The 16,583-nt window shown below is 59.9% G+C and carries 15 protein-coding genes; 9 read left to right on the top strand and 6 right to left on the bottom strand.

Going from position 1 to position 16,583, the window contains the following annotated elements; genetic code table 11:
- Positions 1 to 11: 11 nt before the first annotated feature.
- From PL599_RS07230 to PL599_RS07220, 3 genes are all read right to left on the bottom strand, one after another.
- Positions 12 to 1,169 (bottom strand): ABC transporter ATP-binding protein, encoded by a 1,158-nt coding sequence (locus tag PL599_RS07230; protein WP_077983367.1) that lies wholly within the window; start codon positions 1,167 to 1,169, stop codon positions 12 to 14.
- 240 nt (positions 1,170 to 1,409) lie between these two features.
- Positions 1,410 to 2,507, bottom strand: a complete 1,098-nt coding sequence (locus PL599_RS07225) for a polyamine ABC transporter substrate-binding protein (protein ID WP_269823325.1) — start codon at positions 2,505 to 2,507, stop codon at positions 1,410 to 1,412.
- 152 nt (positions 2,508 to 2,659) lie between these two features.
- The gene (locus PL599_RS07220) at positions 2,660 to 4,075 is read right to left on the bottom strand and encodes a helix-turn-helix domain-containing protein (protein ID WP_077983369.1); all 1,416 of its coding nucleotides are present in this window, start codon (positions 4,073 to 4,075) and stop codon (positions 2,660 to 2,662) included.
- A gap of 253 nt (positions 4,076 to 4,328) precedes the next feature.
- Between PL599_RS07220 and aceA the strand changes: the two genes are divergently transcribed.
- Both aceA and PL599_RS07210 read left to right on the top strand, forming a co-directional pair.
- Complete coding sequence (gene aceA / locus PL599_RS07215; protein WP_269823326.1) at positions 4,329 to 5,618, top strand: isocitrate lyase; 1,290 nt, start codon at positions 4,329 to 4,331, stop codon at positions 5,616 to 5,618.
- A gap of 84 nt (positions 5,619 to 5,702) precedes the next feature.
- On the top strand, positions 5,703 to 5,960 hold the full coding sequence (locus PL599_RS07210) for an SMc00767 family acetate metabolism repressor (RefSeq protein WP_003493954.1): 258 nt from the start codon (positions 5,703 to 5,705) through the stop codon (positions 5,958 to 5,960).
- Between the two features lie 64 nt (positions 5,961 to 6,024).
- On the opposite strand, the gene PL599_RS07205 is transcribed toward PL599_RS07210, so the two are convergent.
- Positions 6,025 to 6,378 (bottom strand): hypothetical protein, encoded by a 354-nt coding sequence (locus tag PL599_RS07205; RefSeq protein ID WP_269823327.1) that lies wholly within the window; start codon positions 6,376 to 6,378, stop codon positions 6,025 to 6,027.
- 111 nt (positions 6,379 to 6,489) lie between these two features.
- The gene (locus PL599_RS07200) at positions 6,490 to 7,362 is read right to left on the bottom strand and encodes a LysR family transcriptional regulator (RefSeq protein WP_269823328.1); all 873 of its coding nucleotides are present in this window, start codon (positions 7,360 to 7,362) and stop codon (positions 6,490 to 6,492) included.
- A gap of 83 nt (positions 7,363 to 7,445) precedes the next feature.
- Here PL599_RS07200 and PL599_RS07195 point away from each other — a divergent pair, with 83 nt between their 5' ends.
- Positions 7,446 to 7,676, top strand: a complete 231-nt coding sequence (locus PL599_RS07195; protein WP_244634897.1) for a hypothetical protein — start codon at positions 7,446 to 7,448, stop codon at positions 7,674 to 7,676.
- 236 nt (positions 7,677 to 7,912) lie between these two features.
- Here the strand turns inward: PL599_RS07195 and PL599_RS07190 are convergent, their stop codons facing one another.
- Positions 7,913 to 9,097: an NAD(P)/FAD-dependent oxidoreductase gene (locus PL599_RS07190; RefSeq protein ID WP_269823329.1), complete on the bottom strand. Its 1,185-nt coding sequence runs from the start codon at positions 9,095 to 9,097 to the stop codon at positions 7,913 to 7,915.
- A gap of 123 nt (positions 9,098 to 9,220) precedes the next feature.
- On the opposite strand from PL599_RS07190, the gene PL599_RS07185 reads away from it, so the two are divergent.
- The 6 genes from PL599_RS07185 (at position 9,221) to edd (ending at position 16,582) form a co-directional block, all read left to right on the top strand.
- Positions 9,221 to 10,660, top strand: coding sequence for a glutamine synthetase family protein (locus tag PL599_RS07185; RefSeq protein ID WP_142912775.1), 1,440 nt, complete (start codon positions 9,221 to 9,223; stop codon positions 10,658 to 10,660).
- Positions 10,661 to 10,672: 12 nt separating this feature from the next.
- On the top strand, positions 10,673 to 11,959 hold the full coding sequence (locus PL599_RS07180; protein ID WP_142912774.1) for an NAD(P)/FAD-dependent oxidoreductase: 1,287 nt from the start codon (positions 10,673 to 10,675) through the stop codon (positions 11,957 to 11,959).
- A gap of 27 nt (positions 11,960 to 11,986) precedes the next feature.
- Positions 11,987 to 12,373: a hypothetical protein gene (locus PL599_RS07175; RefSeq protein ID WP_142912773.1), complete on the top strand. Its 387-nt coding sequence runs from the start codon at positions 11,987 to 11,989 to the stop codon at positions 12,371 to 12,373.
- A 78-nt stretch (positions 12,374 to 12,451) separates the two neighbouring features.
- Positions 12,452 to 13,927 carry a glucose-6-phosphate dehydrogenase gene (zwf, locus tag PL599_RS07170; protein WP_269823330.1) on the top strand — a complete coding sequence of 492 codons (1,476 nt, stop codon included), beginning with the start codon at positions 12,452 to 12,454 and terminating at the stop codon, positions 13,925 to 13,927.
- A 10-nt stretch (positions 13,928 to 13,937) separates the two neighbouring features.
- A complete protein-coding gene (pgl, locus tag PL599_RS07165) occupies positions 13,938 to 14,636 on the top strand; it encodes a 6-phosphogluconolactonase (RefSeq protein ID WP_269823331.1) in 699 nt (232 codons plus the stop codon).
- Positions 14,637 to 14,761: 125 nt separating this feature from the next.
- Positions 14,762 to 16,582 (top strand): phosphogluconate dehydratase, encoded by a 1,821-nt coding sequence (gene edd, locus PL599_RS07160; RefSeq protein WP_077983378.1) that lies wholly within the window; start codon positions 14,762 to 14,764, stop codon positions 16,580 to 16,582.
- Position 16,583 lies beyond the last annotated feature (1 nt).

Below are 16,583 nucleotides of genomic sequence, written 5' to 3'. Positions count from 1 at the left end.
CGAAACCTCCCTCAGCGCGTCAGGACGAGGCCGGAATCCGGCTTCCAGTTCAGCCACACCATATCGCCAAAGGTGATCGGGCGATCCACGAGACGCGAGACATTCGCCTGCGCGGCGCGGATGACGCGGCCATCGGCAAGCTTGACGATGAAGACGGAGAAGTCGCCGAGATAACCGATATCCCAGACCTCGCCATAGGCGGAATTGACGCTGCTATCGGCGGGCTGGTCGAGCGAGATGCGGACTTTTTCGGGGCGGATGGCGAAAGCCACCTGACTGCCGATCGCGGCAGCACATTCCTGCTCCACCGCCACCTTCAGCCCTTCGCAATCCAGCGTCACCGGGCCGGGCTTTCCGATATCGGAGGCATTGGCGACGACATTGGCGTCAAAAATATTGATATCGCCGATGAAATCCGCCACATAGCGGCTATTCGGCGCTTCATAAATCTCGGCTGGTGTCGCCACCTGCACGACATTGCCCTTGTCCATGACCGCGATGCGGTCCGAGACCGTCATCGCTTCTTCCTGATCGTGGGTGACGATGAGGAAGGTAAGGCCGAGATTGGTCTGGATATCCATCAGTTCGAATTGCGTTTCCTCGCGCAGCTTCTTGTCGAGCGCACCGAGCGGTTCATCCAGCAGAAGCACCTTGGGCCGCTTGGCAAGCGAGCGGGCAAGCGCCACACGCTGGCGCTGGCCACCGGACAGCTGGCTTGGCTTGCGTTTGGCAAATTCACTGAGTTTGACGAGCCGCAGCATTTCCTCGACGCGGGCGGAAATGTCCGCCTTGGGCAGGCCGTCCTGCTCCAGACCGAAAGCGACGTTCTTTTCCACCGACATATGCGGGAAAAGCGCGTAGGACTGGAACATCATGTTGGTGGGCCGCTTATAGGGCGGAACGCCGGAAATATCCTTGCCCTGCAGCAGGATGCGGCCCTCGGTCGGTTCCTCGAAACCGGCCAGCATGCGCATCAGCGTGGTCTTGCCGCAGCCGGAGGGGCCGAGCAGCGAGAAGAACTCGCGTTCATAGATATCCAGCGTCAGATTGTTGACGGCGACGAAATCGCCAAAACGTTTGGTGACGTTTTCAAAGCGGATGAAGGGCACCGCATCGGGATTGTCCCAAGGGCTAAATTTGCGTTTGACCGGTCCAAGTGTCTTTGCCATGCCCGCCCCGTTTCACCCAAGAACCCATCGACAACCTATACGACCAGGAGGCCGTATCGATGCCATTCCACTGTCTTCATTCCTGTTCCCCGGAACAAACCCGAGGATGTCACAGGGAACCAGCCAACCCAAGTCCTTGGGCTGAAAAGACTTCATCTGACCTGACAGACGTCAGGTCGCTGGCAACTGTGGCAAGCACAGGAATGGGGGTGGATAGAATCCACCCCATCCCAAATCTGCTTAGCTACCGGTCTTTATCTGCGTCCAGACGCGGTTCAGGACACGCTGTTCCTTCGGTCCATAGGGCGAGATGGTGAAGAGCTTCTTCAGCGTCTCGGCATCGGGATAGACCGCCGGGTTCTTGACGACGGACTCATCCATCACCGCCTGCGCCGCGAGATTGCCATTCGCATACTGAACATAGTTGGAGGCCTTGGCGATGACTTCCGGCCGCATCAGATAGTTGATGAAGGCGTGGGCTTCCTCGACATTCTTGGCATCCGCCGGGATGGCAAGGTTGTCGAACCACATGTAGGTGCCTTCCTTCGGAATGACGTAGTTCACCTCGACGCCGTTCTTGGCTTCCTCGGCGCGGCTCTTCGCCTGCAGGATATCGCCCGACCAGCCGATGGTGATGCAGCTGTCGCCGTTCGCCAGTTCATCGATATAGGCCGAGGAATTGAAGGTCTTCACATAGGGGCGGATCTTCATGTAGACGTCGCCGCCCGCCTCGAGATCGGCGGTTTCCTTGCTATCCGGATTCTTGCCGAGATAGTTCATGGCGATGGCGAAGGTCTCGTCCGACGCATCGAGAATATTGATGCCGCAGGATTTCAGCTTTTCGGCATTCTCCGGCTTGAAGAGAATATCCCAGCTGTCGACCGGAACATCGCCGAGCGCCGCCTTCACCTTGGCGACATTATAGCCGATGCCGGTGGTGCCCCACATGTAGTTCACGGCATACTCGTTGCCGGGGTCGTATTTGGCCAGACGCTCGGAAACCTCGGGCCACATGTTCTTTAGATTCGGCAACTTGGACTTGTCGAGTTTCTGGAACACGCCGGCATTGATCTGGCGGGCGAGGAAGGGGCCGGTGGGCACCACGACATCATAACCGGAGCTGCCGGCCAGAAGCTTGGTTTCCACAAGCTCGTTGCTGTCGAAAACGTCATAGACGACCTTGATACCGGTTTCCTTGGTGAAATCGGTAAGGATCGATTCGTCGATATAATCCGACCAGTTATAGACGTGGACGACCTTCTCCTGGGCCATTGCCGAGCCTGCTGCAATGAGCGCGGTGGTGAGAGCCAAGGTCAGACGGAGAGAACGGTTTTTCATGATGTCTCCTGTTAACGCATCCTCACGGTGGAAGCGTGATCCCCTTTTTTTGGAGAGACTAGAAAGGAAAACAAAAGGGAGCAAGCGGGAAATGTGCAGCACAGCATTTTCAATCAAATGTGTTCCGGCTGCAAAAATGCGAATGGAAACACCTACTGGAAGTCGAAAACACTAAGACCGGTGACCATTTCATCGAGCCCCAGCGGCCGCGTCAGCGGCGCTTCCGCCCGCGACAGACAGCCCTGCCTTTCGCACAGCCGGCACGAAGGCCCGACGGCGACGGGCGCAGCACCCGAGGCGGCCGGGCCATAGACGGTGTCTCCGGCCTGGGCGAGATCGCAGCCGAGAAGCACGGCCGTTCGCCGCACCCTTTCGCCGAAACCCGCCTGCGGGCCTTCCAGCGTGCGCGACACAGTGAGGAACGCGTCGCCATCCGGCATCTCAACTGCTTCCACCAGCACCTGTCCCGGCTGTGCGAAGGCGGCATGGATGTTGAGCCGCGGACAGAGGCCGCCAAAACGCGCCCGTGGAAAACCGCTGGCCCCTGCAAGGCGGAAACGGTTGCCGGCATTGTCGATTTCCATCAGGAAAAACGGGATCGCCGCTGCTGACGGCCGTTGCAGGCTGACAAGACGGTTTGCCGCCTGTTCGAAAGAAACGTTGAAGCGCGACCGCAAAACCTCGAGATCGTATTTCGCCCGCTGGGCGGCGTTCAGGAACGCGCCATAGGGCATCATCAACGCATGGGCGGCGTAACGCGCCAGTTCGAAGCGGGCGATGCGCCTTGCCTCTTCCCCTTTCAGGCTCAGCGCCTCCAGTTCCCTGCCGATTTCTTCGCGAAGCGCCAGAAGACAGGTCTCCATGGCCATTTCCCTCAGCTGATCCGGCTGGGACAGGCGTTCGGATAAAAACAGCCGCATCGAATGGCGGTCATAACGCCGCCTGAGGTTCGGCATGGCATGAACCGGCAGAGTGCGGACCACGATGCCATGGTTTTTCTGAAGCCATGCCCTCAGCCCCGAAGCCAGATCGTCGCCCGCCGACAGGTGTTTGTGGAGTTCTTCGGCCGCCGCATCGATGGTGTGGAAATAGGCCGGCCTGTTTTCAAAGACATGCCGTACCTCGTCGATCGGCAGGCGGGTGGAGGAAAGCGCCGTCTCATGCCCCTCCCGCGCCAGAAGATCGGAGAGATCGGAAAGGCGCTGCGCCTGTTCCCGGTAGGCCCGGTAAAGCTTGAGGACACCGCTTGCCGCATTGGGCGCGGCATCGGCAACCTCGATCAGTTCCTGCGGCGACGGCACCTCGCCCGCAAGCAGCGGATCGGCAAAGACCTCGCGCAGCTGCCCGGCGGAACCGGCACTCTCTCCCTGCAGGTCATCCAGATCGACCTTGTAGACGGAGGCAAGCTTCAAAAGCAGCTGCACGGTGAGCGGCCGCTGGTTGCGCTCGATGAGGTTGAGATAAGACGGCGAGATCGCCAGCGCCTCGGCCATCGCCGTTTGCGTCAACGCCAGACCGTTGCGAATGCGGCGCACACGCGGCCCGGCAAAAATCTTGTTTTCCGACACAGCCTCACCTCCCCATCCGCGACTCATACAAGTCTGTTACAAACTCGTGGGGCCAAAGTCTTTTACAAAATTTACAATTTTACAGCTCCACCCTGTCACGCATCCTACAGGATAACCTCTTTCAAGTCACTGTTTTTATGTTTGTTCTGGCGCTCAAATCTCGAAAAATGTAAATGTAGTCACATCGAACGGCGGCGCACGCAATGCACAGTCGCCCGTTCTTGAAACTGTATTTATCTTGGGAGAGAGAAGTATGACTGATTTTTACAAGCTTGTTCCGGGTGCACCGCAGGGACGTTTTGACGGCATCGAGCGTACCTACACCGCCGCCGATGTGGAGAGGCTGCGCGGCTCCGTCGACATCCGCCATTCGCTGGCCGAAATGGGCGCAAACCGGCTGTGGAAGCTGATCAACGAGGAAAATTTCGTCAATGCGCTCGGCGCGCTTTCCGGCAATCAGGCCATGCAGATGGTTCGCGCCGGGCTGAAGGCGATCTATCTCTCGGGCTGGCAGGTTGCGGCGGACGCCAACACGGCATCGGCCATGTATCCCGACCAGTCGCTTTACCCCGCCAATGCGGCGCCGGAACTGGCAAAGCGCATTAACCGCACCTTGCAGCGCGCCGACCAGATCGAGACGGCGGAGGGCAAGGGCCTTTCGGTCGACACCTGGTTTGCGCCGATCGTTGCCGATGCGGAGGCCGGTTTCGGCGGGCCGCTCAATGCTTTCGAGATCATGAAGGCCTTCATCGAGGCGGGTGCGGCGGGCGTTCATTATGAAGACCAGCTGGCATCGGAAAAGAAATGCGGGCATCTCGGCGGCAAGGTGCTGATACCGACGGCGGCACATATCCGCAACCTGACGGCGGCGCGGCTTGCGGCTGATGTCATGGGTGTGCCGACGCTGGTTATCGCCCGCACGGATGCGGAGGCCGCCAAGCTTCTGACCTCCGATATCGATGAGCGCGACCGTCCGTTTGTGGATTACGATGTCGGGCGCACCGTCGAGGGCTTCTATCAGGTCAAGAACGGTCTTGAGCCCTGCATCGCCCGCGCCGTTGCTTATGCGCCCTATTGCGACCTGATCTGGTGCGAAACGTCAAAGCCGGATCTCGAACAGGCGCGCCGGTTTGCGGAAGGCGTGCACAAGGTGCATCCCGGCAAGAAGCTGGCTTACAATTGCTCGCCGTCGTTCAACTGGAAAAAGAACCTCGACGACGCAACGATCGCCAAGTTCCAGCGGGAACTCGGTGCGATGGGCTACAAGTTCCAGTTCATCACGCTTGCCGGTTTCCACCAGCTGAATTTCGGCATGTTCGAACTGGCGCGCGGCTACAAGGACCGGCAGATGGCGGCCTATTCCGAGCTTCAGGAGGCGGAATTCGCAGCGGAAGTGAACGGTTACACCGCCACCAAGCACCAGCGCGAAGTCGGCACCGGCTATTTCGACGCCGTATCGCTCGCCATTTCCGGCGGCACGTCGTCCACGACAGCCATGAAGGAATCCACCGAGCATGACCAGTTCCGCCCGGCGGCGGAATAAATCGAGAAAACCGCCCTTCCCACCACAGGGAAGGGCTTGCAAACCGGATCAAAAACCCCTGACAATAATGAGAGGAGAAATGCCATGAATGCCCACAACCCCATCAAGACCCACGTCAAGGAACGCGCCGAGGAGCAATCCTCCGCCATGACGCAGGATCAGCAGGCCGCCATCCGCATGCTGGCCAATGATCTGCACCGCCTCAACCAGGCCGTCATGAAAGCCGTCGAGGCCGGTGTTTCCGTCGAGCTCGTCCGCTCGGCCCGCCACCATGGCGGCGGCGGCAACTGGGGCGATCTGCTGATCCCCGTCATCGTTGCGCAGGGAAGTGCCGCCGCCTGAAACGAAAGACCGGAGCATCATAATCGATGCTCCGGTCCTTAATGCAAAACTGAGAAGAAACGCCTCAGAAGCTCGCAGATAAGGAAACGCCGACGCTTACATTGACGCCCATCGCCTCGACGTTACCCTGGAGTTGAGGTGCATAGGGAGCAAAGCAGGACAGCTGCGTTAGAGGAATCGGATTCAGAATGGCCGGAGATTCCCACGCCAACTGCATCGTCACGCCCCCCACGAGCTTTTCCCAACCCGCGATCTTGGTGCCTGCGGCTGCCGGCGCAACTGCCGTTACAGATTGCGAAAGAGCGTCGGCTACGATTGCTGCGAGACCCCTGCTGACTGCTGCATAAAAAAGCTTTGCTGCTTCTTCCGGCGTTCCTGCTGCGGACATTGCATTTAAATAGGATGCTGAAACTATCATGGCGGCCTCAACCTAAAAGAGTTAACTATACAAAAACAACCTAAAGCTAATTTGAGGCATATGCAACCAAAAATTATCGATATTAATTATACACAACCAATGACAGCCTTTTCATGCCGGGCGCCTCTTGCGTCCGGCATATAGATCGGAATGCCCCTTGATGAGACGGGTCATCCGATCCGCCACCGTCCTGATATCGCGGCGGTGGCGATCGTCATTGTTCATGACGATCCATTGATTGTGGCGGAGTCGTTCGATTTCGCCGCCTTCACGAAGAAGCCGCGCATCCGCATCGCCGACGAAACAGGGAAGCACGGCGACCCCGGCCCCGGCCAGCACCAGATCGAGCAGCGCCACCGGCCGGTTCACCGTCACGGCAATATCGTTGCGGCGGTTCTCATGCGGCCAGCGCAGATAGTTGGAAATGGCGCTCTCTTCCGCCACCGCCAACCAACGGTCGGTTACAGTGGCGGCAGCATTGCGCAGCCTGTAGGGCGCATAGGCCACCTCCCCCGTCTTGATGGCAGCAAGGTTACGCTCCTGCGGCTCAAAGGCGCGGATGCCGATGTCGTTTTCGCGATGCGCCAGAGAGGCCCGCTGTTCGGCAATGAAAAGATCGATGCGGAAATCATCGCGATCCGTGCAGATGGCGGAGAAATTCACTGCCAGCAGCCAGGCATTCCAGGTGCCGACGGCAATACGAACGATGGAAGACGCCAACGACGCCTTCTGCCATCCCTCGATGTCCTTGGCTGCATTCTCCATCGCCTGAAGCCGGTCGAACAACGCGCGGCCATCCGCCGTCAGGGCGTATCCGGTCTGGCTGCGCAGGAAGAGGGCCTTGCCGATGCGCTCCTCCAGCTCGACCATGCGCCGCCCGACAGTTGCCGGGCTTAAACCCGTCAACGCGGCAGCACCCGTCAGGCCACCGCTGCGTGATACATCGAGAAAAAGCTGGTAGGAATCCCAGGTGACATTTTTCATTGGTGAAAAACGTAGCGCATTTTCTTACGCAGATAAAACAAAAAACGGCGTGCATCATGGCCTTCCGTAACAAGGAGAGCGACATGGACGATCTGCACGCGTTTTATGCAGCACAGATTATCATTGATAATCTAAAACCACGCACGCGGCGGGAAGCCATCCTGCAGGAAGACAAATTCTATACGGACATGGCTGCGGCATCGCGTCTGTCGCGGCTTTTCAGCGCGATTGCGGGAATGGTAAGAGCGAGACGCCGGACTTCAGTGAAAAAGAGCGATCAGGGCAGCCAGAGCACCGGCTGCGATTGCAGTTAGGCGAAAGGTCAGCTGCCTGCTCTCGTTGTCAGTGCGGGCGATGGCAATGGCGCGAGGGCGGCGATGTGCGGATCTGTTCATGCGCGGGTTCCTGACGAAAAACTCAACCGACCCATGCCCTGTTGAGGGCCTCCAGCAGGACATCATGTGCAGCGGGATCATTGAGCGATCCGGCTTTGCTGGCATTTGATCAGGATGACTCCACGCCCCTTAACAAGGTCTTAACGGGCGCGGCGTTACGCGAATTCACCGGCCGCCTGCCCGGACGCCCAGGCCCACTGGAAATTGTAACCGCCGAGCCAGCCGGTGACATCGACACATTCGCCGATGAAGTAGAGGCCGGGCACGGATTTTGCCGCCATGCTGCGGGAATCGAGGCCGGTCGTGTCCACACCACCAAGCGTGACTTCCGCCGTGCGGTAGCCTTCGGACCCGGCGGGTTTGATCTGCCAGTCCTGCACCTCATTCGCCAAACTCGCCAGAGCCTTGTCTGATATATCGGCAAGATTGCCGGTCAGGCCTGATTTTTCGACGACATGCTGGGCCAGCCGTTTCGGCAGGATTTCCGCCAGAGCGGTCTGGGCCGACTGGCGGCCGTTCTTCTGTTTCGCTTCCTTTAGCAAGGCGAGGATATCGCGCGCCGGCTCCAGTTTCAGGCGGATGACATCGCCTTCGCGCCAATAGGAGGAGATTTGCAGGATCGACGGGCCGCTTAAACCACGATGGGTGAACAGCAGCGCTTCGTTGAAAGCGGTTTTGCCATGGGAAACTTCGGCCGGAACGGCGACACCGGCAAGCGGGCTCAGCCTCTCCAGCGCGGCAGGATCGAGCGTCAGCGGCACGAGGCCGGGGCGCGTTTCGATGAGCTTGAGGCCGAATTGTTCGGCGATCTGATAGGCAAAACCGGTCGCGCCCATTTTAGGGATGGACTTGCCGCCCGTCGCGACGACAAGGCTTTCCGCCTCGATGACGCCGCCTGAGGTCGTCACGCGAAAACGGGCGCCATCATGGGTGACGGCCGAGACTGATGTTTCGAGCCGCAATTTCGCATTCACTGCCTGCATTTCGGCCAACAGCATGCGGATGATGTCCTTGGCGCTGTCGTCGCAGAAGAGCTGTCCGAGCGTCTTTTCGTGCCAGGCGATGCGGTGTTTTTCGACGAGAGCAATGAAATCGCGCGGCGTATAACGAGCGAGCGCGGATTTGGCGAAATGCGGATTGGCGGACAGATAATTCTTCGGCCCGGCATGGATGTTGGTGAAGTTGCAGCGGCCGCCGCCGGAGATGCGAATCTTTTCGCCCGGCGCTTTCGCATGGTCGAGAACGACGACGGAGCGGCCGCGCTGGCCGGCGCGGACGGCGCACATCATGCCGGCGGCGCCCGCCCCCAAAATCAGCACGTCACATTTCTCTGCCATCATTCCATCCGATCCGTTTCCTTTCCTCTTTTCCAAGTGCCGCCGCTTGTCAATGGCGCTTTCCCCCTCGCCAATTGCCAAACTACGGTTATGATGGCTCCACCAGAAACACAGACCCGGTGATACATGCCCGCCAAAAAAACCATGCTCCGCCCGAAGAAACAGGCAACCATGGCAAAGAAGTCCCCTCCCCTCGATCTTTCCTCCACCCGTGGCGTTTCCTCCTGGCGCGAAGCCGCGCAATGGCTGCGCGCGCGCGGGATCGAAGACATAGAATGCATCACGCCAGACCTTGCCGGGGTTGCGCGCGGCAAGATGATGCCGACGGCGAAATTCACGGGCGACACCTCGCTCGCCCTGCCGTCCGCGCTCTACCGCCACACGATATCAGGCGAATATCCCGATGAGACGGCGAATTTCCGCTATGAGCCGCGCGACAGCGACCTTAAGCTGGTGCCGGATCTTTCGACGCTCTCCGTCGTGCCGTGGGAAACGGACCCCACCGCGCAGGTGATCTGCGACGTGGTGGACGCGGAAGGCAATTTCGTGCCCTACACGCCGCGCAACGTTTTGAAGAACGTCTTGTCGCTCTATACCGAAAAGGGCTGGAAACCGGTCGTGGCGCCGGAAATCGAATTCTACCTCGTCGCCATGAATGACGACCCTGACTATCCGCTGCATCCGCCGAAGGGCCGGTCCGGACGCTCCATCGTTGGCGGTCAGAGCTATTCCATCGCCGGCATCAACGAATTCGACGAGCTGATCGACGATATCTACCATTTCTCCGAAAAACAGGGCCTCGAGATCGATACGCTGATCCATGAGGAAGGTCCGGCGCAGCTGGAAATCAACCTGCGCCACGGCGATCCGATCGAGCTTGCCGACCAGGTATTCCTGTTCAAGCGCACCATTCGCGAGGCGGCGCTGAAACACGGCATCTACGCCACCTTCATGGCCAAGCCGATGCAGGGCCAGCCGGGTTCGGCCATGCATATCCACCAATCGGTGGTGGAAATCGACAGCGGCCGCAACATCTTTTCCAATCCTGATGGCAGCCCCTCGAAAGAATTCTTCTCCTTCGTGGGCGGCATGCAGCGTTATGTTCCGAACGCTCTCGTCATGCTGGCGCCCTATGTGAACTCCTATCGCCGCCTGACGCCCGACATGGCCTGCCCGGTCAACAATGCCTGGGGTTACGACAACCGCACCACGGCTTTCCGGGTGCCGATTTCCGGCCCGCAGGCGCGGCGTGTCGAAAACCGACTGCCGAGCTCGGACGCCAACCCCTATCTGGCGCTTGCCGCCTCGCTCGGCTGCGGCTGGCTCGGCATCGTCAACAATATCGAGCCGACCGAACCGACCGCCGATACGGCAAATGAAGGCTCCATCGACCTGCCGCGCGGCCTGCTTGAAGCCGTTGCCCTGCTGGAAGGCGAGGAGCAGTTCGACCGGGTGTTCGGCCATGAATTCGTGGGCCTTTATGCCGGCCTGAAACGCGGGGAATTCGAGACCTTCATGCAGGTCATCAGCCCCTGGGAGCGCGAGTTTCTGCTTCTCAACGTGTGAGGAACCACGAGCATGACATGGCAAAGCCCGATTGCGCCGGGACTATCCTGGTATCAGGCAACCGTCGGCGAGCGGCCTGACTATCCCACCCTCGACGGGTCGAAGCAGGTGGATGTCGCGATCATCGGCGGCGGTTATACCGGCCTTCAGGCCGCCTGTAACCTCGCCGAAAACGGTGTCTCCGTCGCCCTCATCGAAGCGCATCGTTTCGGCGATGGCGCTTCGGGCCGCAATGGCGGGCAGTTCGGCACCGGCCAGCGTTCCTTCCCCGACGAGATGGAAGAAGAGATCGGTTTCGAGCAATCGAAGCTGCTGTTCGACATTGCCGAGGACGCCAAAAACTACCTGCGCGGCTTCGCCGTCAGCCGCGGCATCGACATGGAATATCTTCCCGGGCAGCTCTATGTGGCGCACAAGGCCGCCTACGAGGATGATTATCGCCGAAGTGTCGATGCGATGAACAATCGCTACGGCTATTCGCATATTTCCTACATGGAACGCGGCGAGGCGCGTAAACGCGTGGGCTCCACCCATTACTTCGGCGGCACGCGCGATACCGGCACCGGCCATATCCACCCGCTGAAGCTGCTGGTGGGGCTGGCTAAGGCGGCGAAAGATGCCGGCGCCGACATTTATGAAATGACGCCGGCGAAATCCATCCGGCAAGTGGGCGGCAAGACCATCATCGAAACCCCTTTCGGTACGATCACCGCGCCACGGGTGTTGATTGCGACCAATGCCTATATCGGCAATCTGGAACCGGTAACAGCCGCCCATATAATGCCGATCCGTTCCTTTATCGGCGCCACCGCGCCGCTGGATGCGTTTCCTGACATCATTCCCGACCGGGAGGCCGTGGCCGACTCCCGTTTCGTGGTGCGCTACTTCCGCAAGACGGCCGACAACCGGTTACTGTTCGGCGGGCGCGAGGCCTATACGGCCGATGCGCCGCGCGATATTTCAAGCCATATCCGTCGGCAGATCGCTGAAATCTATCCCGAGCTGAAGGCCGTCGAAGTCACCCATTCCTGGGGCGGCTCCGTCGGCATCACACTTCCACGGTCGGTCTTCGTGCGCGAGGTCATGCCCGGCGTCACCTCCATCGGCGGATATTCCGGCCACGGGGTGATGCTGTCGAATTATTGTGGCAAGCTTTATGCCGATCTGGTCCTCGGTAAAAAGGACATGCTGGCGCCCTTCGCGCGGCTGAAAGTGCCCGCCTTCCCCGGTGGGGCGTCGCTCCGCGCGCCGCTGCTCTTTCTGGCGTTGTCGTGGTTCGCGTTGCGGGACAGGTTCTGATCCTTCAGTATGAAACAAGGAGGTTCGATGCAAAGAGCGGATGACGGGCTTGTCACTGTTGCAACAGGCTACGGGCTAGCAGAAACCGTAGTGACGGCGTCTTTCCTGCGGGCATATGGAGTGCCAACGCTTGCGCTGCCGAGCCACTTCGCCTCGATATTCTGGCATTACACTGTCGCTCTCGGTGGAATAGAAATTCGCGTAGCTGCACGACAAGTCGAGGAAGCGCAGATGTTATTGGATAGCATCGAGCAAAGCCACGACCTCGGAAGGACGGACGCCATCCATCCGTTCTGGCGGGGGATTGCCGCTCTCATGGTACTGTTCTTCTTTTCGGTGCCGCCGCCGGCAAAAGGCATCTTCCGAAACGCAACCCATTCCACTTACGGCCTACGGCCGAACCAAAATTCATAATTTCACATAACTGAGTCTGGCATTTTTAAATCGATTAGATTATTGATGCCCCAACCTTTGAAGATCGAGAGAATCGATATGAGCAGTCAGATCATTCCTGTTGAACCTTTTGATTGTGTCGTTTTCGGCGGCACGGGCGATCTTGCCGAGCGCAAGCTTCTGCCGGCCCTTTATCACCGGCAGGTCGAAGGCCAGTTCACGGAGCCGACCCGCATCATCGGCGCATCGCGTTCGGTTATGACCCATGAGGAATATCGCAAATTCGCGCAAGACGCGCTGAAGGAGCACCTGAAGACCGGCGAATATGACGACGCGCAGGTTGCCGTGTTCCTGAACAGGCTTTTTTATGTGCCTGTTGATGCCAAGGGCAACAATGGCTGGGATGTGCTGAAGAAGCTGCTGGACGAGGGCAAGGAGCGCGTGCGCGCCTTTTATCTGGCCGTCGCACCGGGCATTTTCGGCGATATCGCCGACAAGATCCGTGAGCACAAGCTGATCACCCGTTCGACCCGCATCGTCGTGGAAAAGCCGATCGGCCGCGATCTCGCCTCCGCCCAGGAACTCAACGACACCATCGGCCACGTCTTCAAGGAAGAGCAGATCTTCCGCATCGACCACTATCTCGGCAAGGAGACGGTGCAGAATCTGATGGCGCTGCGTTTCGCCAACGCGCTTTACGAGCCGCTGTGGAATTCCGCCCATATCGACCATGTGCAGATTACCGTTGCCGAAGCGGTTGGTCTTGAAGGCCGCGCCGGTTATTACGACAAGGCCGGTGCGCTGCGCGACATGGTTCAGAACCATATCCTCCAGCTTCTTTGCCTCGTCGCCATGGAGCCACCCGCTTCCATGAATGCCGAAGCCGTGCGCGACGAAAAGCTGAAGGTCCTGCGTTCGCTGAAGCCGATCGATACCAGTAATGTCGAAAAGCTGACCGTTCGCGGCCAGTACCGCGCCGGCGCTTCCGCCGGTGGCCCGGTCAAAGGCTATCTGGAAGAGCTGGAAGGCGGCGTTTCCAATACCGAAACTTTCGTCGCCATCAAGGCTGAAATCGCCAACTGGCGCTGGGCGGGCGTTCCCTTCTACATCCGCACGGGAAAACGCCTCGCGACCCGCGTTTCGGAAATCGTCGTCACCTTCAAGCAGATTCCGCATTCGATCTTCGACGATGCGGCCGGAAAGATCGAGGCCAACAAGCTGGTCATTCGCCTGCAGCCGGATGAAGGCGTCAAGCAGTCGCTCCTCATCAAGGATCCCGGCCCGGGCGGCATGCGCCTGCGTCAGGTGTCGCTGGATATGAGCTTTGCGGAAGCCTTCAACGTGCGCAGCCCCGATGCCTATGAGCGGCTGTTGATGGATACCATCCGTTCCAACCAGACGCTCTTCATGCGCCGCGACGAAGTCGAGGCGGCCTGGGACTGGGTCGATCCGATCCTCAAGAGCTGGGAAGAACTTGGCCAGGGCGTGCAGGGTTACACGGCCGGCACCTGGGGTCCGAGCGGCTCGATCGCACTGATCGAGCGCGACGGCCGCACCTGGCACGATGCCGACTGAGGGCCGCGCGATGAGCGAAACCATTCACGTCTTCGACACTCCCTCAGCGCTGGCCACCGCGCTTGCCGCGGAGGTTGCCAAACGCCTTGATGCGGCAACCAAGGAACGGGGGACCGCGAGCATTGCGGTCTCCGGCGGGTCGACACCGAAGCTGTTTTTTCAGGCGCTTTCCAAACACGATCTCGACTGGCCCAATATCAGCGTGACGCTGGTGGACGAGCGTTTCGTGCCACCGGAAAGCGACCGGTCGAACCATCGTCTCGTCGCCGAAAACCTTTTGCAGGACAAGGCGAAGGCGGCTTATTTCGTGCCGCTGTTCCAGCCGGCGGCCTCGCCGGAAGATGCCGCAACCCTTGCGACGGTCAAGACCGAAGCGATCTGCGATCCCTTCGATGTCGTCATTCTCGGCATGGGAACGGATGGCCACACGGCATCGTTCTTCCCCGGTGGAGATAATCTCTACGAAGCGCTCGATCTCGATGAACCGCGCGGCGTTCTGACCATGGCGGCGGAAAATGCCGGCGAGGAGCGGTTGACCTTCAACTTCTCCAGCCTGCACGATGCCGAGTTTCTGGTGCTGCATATCGAAGGTGCGGCCAAGAAGGCGACGCTGGAGAAAGCGCAGTCCGGTGAGGATGAGGATGAAATGCCCGTCCGCGCCGTGCTGAACCGGGCGGAAACGCCAGTGGATATATACTGGGCGCCATGAGCCAGTGCGGTTGCCGCCTCTGCGGCCCGCGACACGCGCCCCGAAGACATGAAGACTGAACCACGACAACCGGCCGCTCACCTCCCGGAACGCCGGTTGCCGACCAACGAACAGGATGAACGCCCATGTCCGCCGATTCCCGCATTCAGGCCATTACCGCCCGCATCGTCGAACGTTCCAAGCCCTACCGCGAGACCTATCTCGAGCGGCTGCGGCTGCAGGTTTCCAAAGGCGTTCACCGTTCCGTGCTTTCCTGCGGCAATCTTGCACATGGATTTGCCGTCTGTTCCCCCGCCGACAAGGACATCCTTGCCGGCGACCGGGTTCCCAATCTCGGCATCATCACCGCCTATAACGACATGCTGTCGGCTCACCAGCCCTATGAGACCTTCCCGGCGATCATCCGTGATGCGGCCAGGGAAGCAGGCGGCATAGCGCAGGTGGCAGGCGCGGTTCCCGCCATGTGCGATGGCGTGACCCAGGGGCAGCCCGGCATGGAGCTTTCGCTGTTTTCCCGCGATGCAATCGCCATGGCTGCCGGTATCGGTCTGTCGCACAACATGTTCGATGCGGCTCTCTATCTCGGCGTATGCGACAAGATCGTGCCCGGCCTCGTGATCGCGGCCCTCGCCTTCGGTCACCTGCCCGCGGTCTTCGTTCCCGCCGGCCCGATGACGTCAGGCCTGCCGAATGACGAGAAGTCGCGTATTCGTCAGCTCTATGCCGAAGGCAAGGTCGGTCGCGCCGAGCTGCTCGAAGCGGAATCCAAATCCTACCACGGCCCCGGCACCTGCACCTTCTACGGCACCGCCAATTCCAACCAGATGCTGATGGAAATCATGGGCTTCCACATGCCTGGTTCGTCCTTCATCAATCCCGGCACGCCACTGCGTGACGCGCTGACCCGCGAGGCCACCAAGCGAGCTCTCGCCATCACCGCGCAGGGCAATGAATTCACGCCCGCTGGCGAGATGATCGACGAGCGGTCGGTCGTCAACGGTGTCGTCGGCCTGCATGCGACGGGCGGCTCCACCAACCACACCATGCATCTGATCGCCATGGCGCGTGCCGCCGGCATCATCCTCACCTGGCAGGATATTTCCGATCTTTCGGACATCGTGCCGCTGCTCGCCCGCGTCTATCCCAACGGTCTTGCGGATGTGAACCATTTCCACGCCGCCGGCGGCATGGGCTTCCTCATCAAGCAGCTCCTGAAGCAGGGCTTCGTGCATGACGATGTTCGCACAGTCTTCGGACAGGGGCTTGCAGCCTACACCGTGGATGCCCTGCTGGACGAGAAGGGCGCCGTCACCCGCCAGCCCTCACCCGAACAGAGCCACGACCCGAAGGTTCTTTCCAGCATCGAAACCCCGTTCCAGCCAACGGGCGGCCTGAAGATGCTGACGGGCAATCTCGGCAAATCGGTCATCAAGATTTCCGCCGTCAAGCCGGAACGCCACATCATCGAAGCACCGGCGATCGTTTTCCACGACCAACAGGAACTTCAGGACGCCTTCAAGGACGGCAAGCTCAACCGCGATTTCATCGCAGTCGTCCGCTTCCAGGGACCGAAGGCCAACGGCATGCCGGAGCTGCACCGCCTGACGCCGCCGCTTGGCGTGCTGCAGGATCGCGGCTTCAAGGTGGCGCTGGTGACGGACGGGCGCATGTCCGGCGCCTCCGGCAAGGTGCCTGCCGCCATCCATGTCACGCCTGAGGCTTCCGATTGCGGCCCGATCTCGCTCATCCGCGACGGCGATATCATCCGTCTCGACGCCATTTCCGGCTCGCTCGAGGTGCTGGTTTCCGCCGCCGAGCTGGCAAAACGCGAACCGGCGCGGGCCGATCTTTCCGGTAATGAATGGGGCATGGGTCGCGAACTTTTCGCCCCTTTCCGCCGCAATGCCGGCCCGGCCGATCAGGGCGCCAGCGTGCTCTTCCATTGAT

This window comes from Agrobacterium sp. ST15.16.055, from assembly GCF_027956555.1.
GTDB lineage: Bacteria > Pseudomonadota > Alphaproteobacteria > Rhizobiales > Rhizobiaceae > Agrobacterium > Agrobacterium salinitolerans.
The sequence above is the reverse complement of the archived record's forward strand: the minus strand, read 5'-3'. Positions and strand labels throughout refer to the sequence as shown.

Coding starts and splice junctions, on each gene's coding strand:
- PL599_RS07230 (WP_077983367.1), bottom strand. CDS start 1,169: ATGGCAAAGACACTTGGACCGGTCAAACGCAAATTTAGCCCTTGGGAC.
- PL599_RS07225 (WP_269823325.1), bottom strand. CDS start 2,507: ATGAAAAACCGTTCTCTCCGTCTGACCTTGGCTCTCACCACCGCGCTC.
- aceA (WP_269823326.1), top strand. CDS start 4,329: ATGACTGATTTTTACAAGCTTGTTCCGGGTGCACCGCAGGGACGTTTT.
- PL599_RS07210 (WP_003493954.1), top strand. CDS start 5,703: ATGAATGCCCACAACCCCATCAAGACCCACGTCAAGGAACGCGCCGAG.
- PL599_RS07205 (WP_269823327.1), bottom strand. CDS start 6,378: ATGATAGTTTCAGCATCCTATTTAAATGCAATGTCCGCAGCAGGAACG.
- PL599_RS07200 (WP_269823328.1), bottom strand. CDS start 7,362: ATGAAAAATGTCACCTGGGATTCCTACCAGCTTTTTCTCGATGTATCA.
- PL599_RS07195 (WP_244634897.1), top strand. CDS start 7,446: ATGGACGATCTGCACGCGTTTTATGCAGCACAGATTATCATTGATAAT.
- PL599_RS07190 (WP_269823329.1), bottom strand. CDS start 9,097: ATGATGGCAGAGAAATGTGACGTGCTGATTTTGGGGGCGGGCGCCGCC.
- PL599_RS07185 (WP_142912775.1), top strand. CDS start 9,221: ATGCCCGCCAAAAAAACCATGCTCCGCCCGAAGAAACAGGCAACCATG.
- PL599_RS07180 (WP_142912774.1), top strand. CDS start 10,673: ATGACATGGCAAAGCCCGATTGCGCCGGGACTATCCTGGTATCAGGCA.
- PL599_RS07175 (WP_142912773.1), top strand. CDS start 11,987: ATGCAAAGAGCGGATGACGGGCTTGTCACTGTTGCAACAGGCTACGGG.
- zwf (WP_269823330.1), top strand. CDS start 12,452: ATGAGCAGTCAGATCATTCCTGTTGAACCTTTTGATTGTGTCGTTTTC.
- pgl (WP_269823331.1), top strand. CDS start 13,938: ATGAGCGAAACCATTCACGTCTTCGACACTCCCTCAGCGCTGGCCACC.
- edd (WP_077983378.1), top strand. CDS start 14,762: ATGTCCGCCGATTCCCGCATTCAGGCCATTACCGCCCGCATCGTCGAA.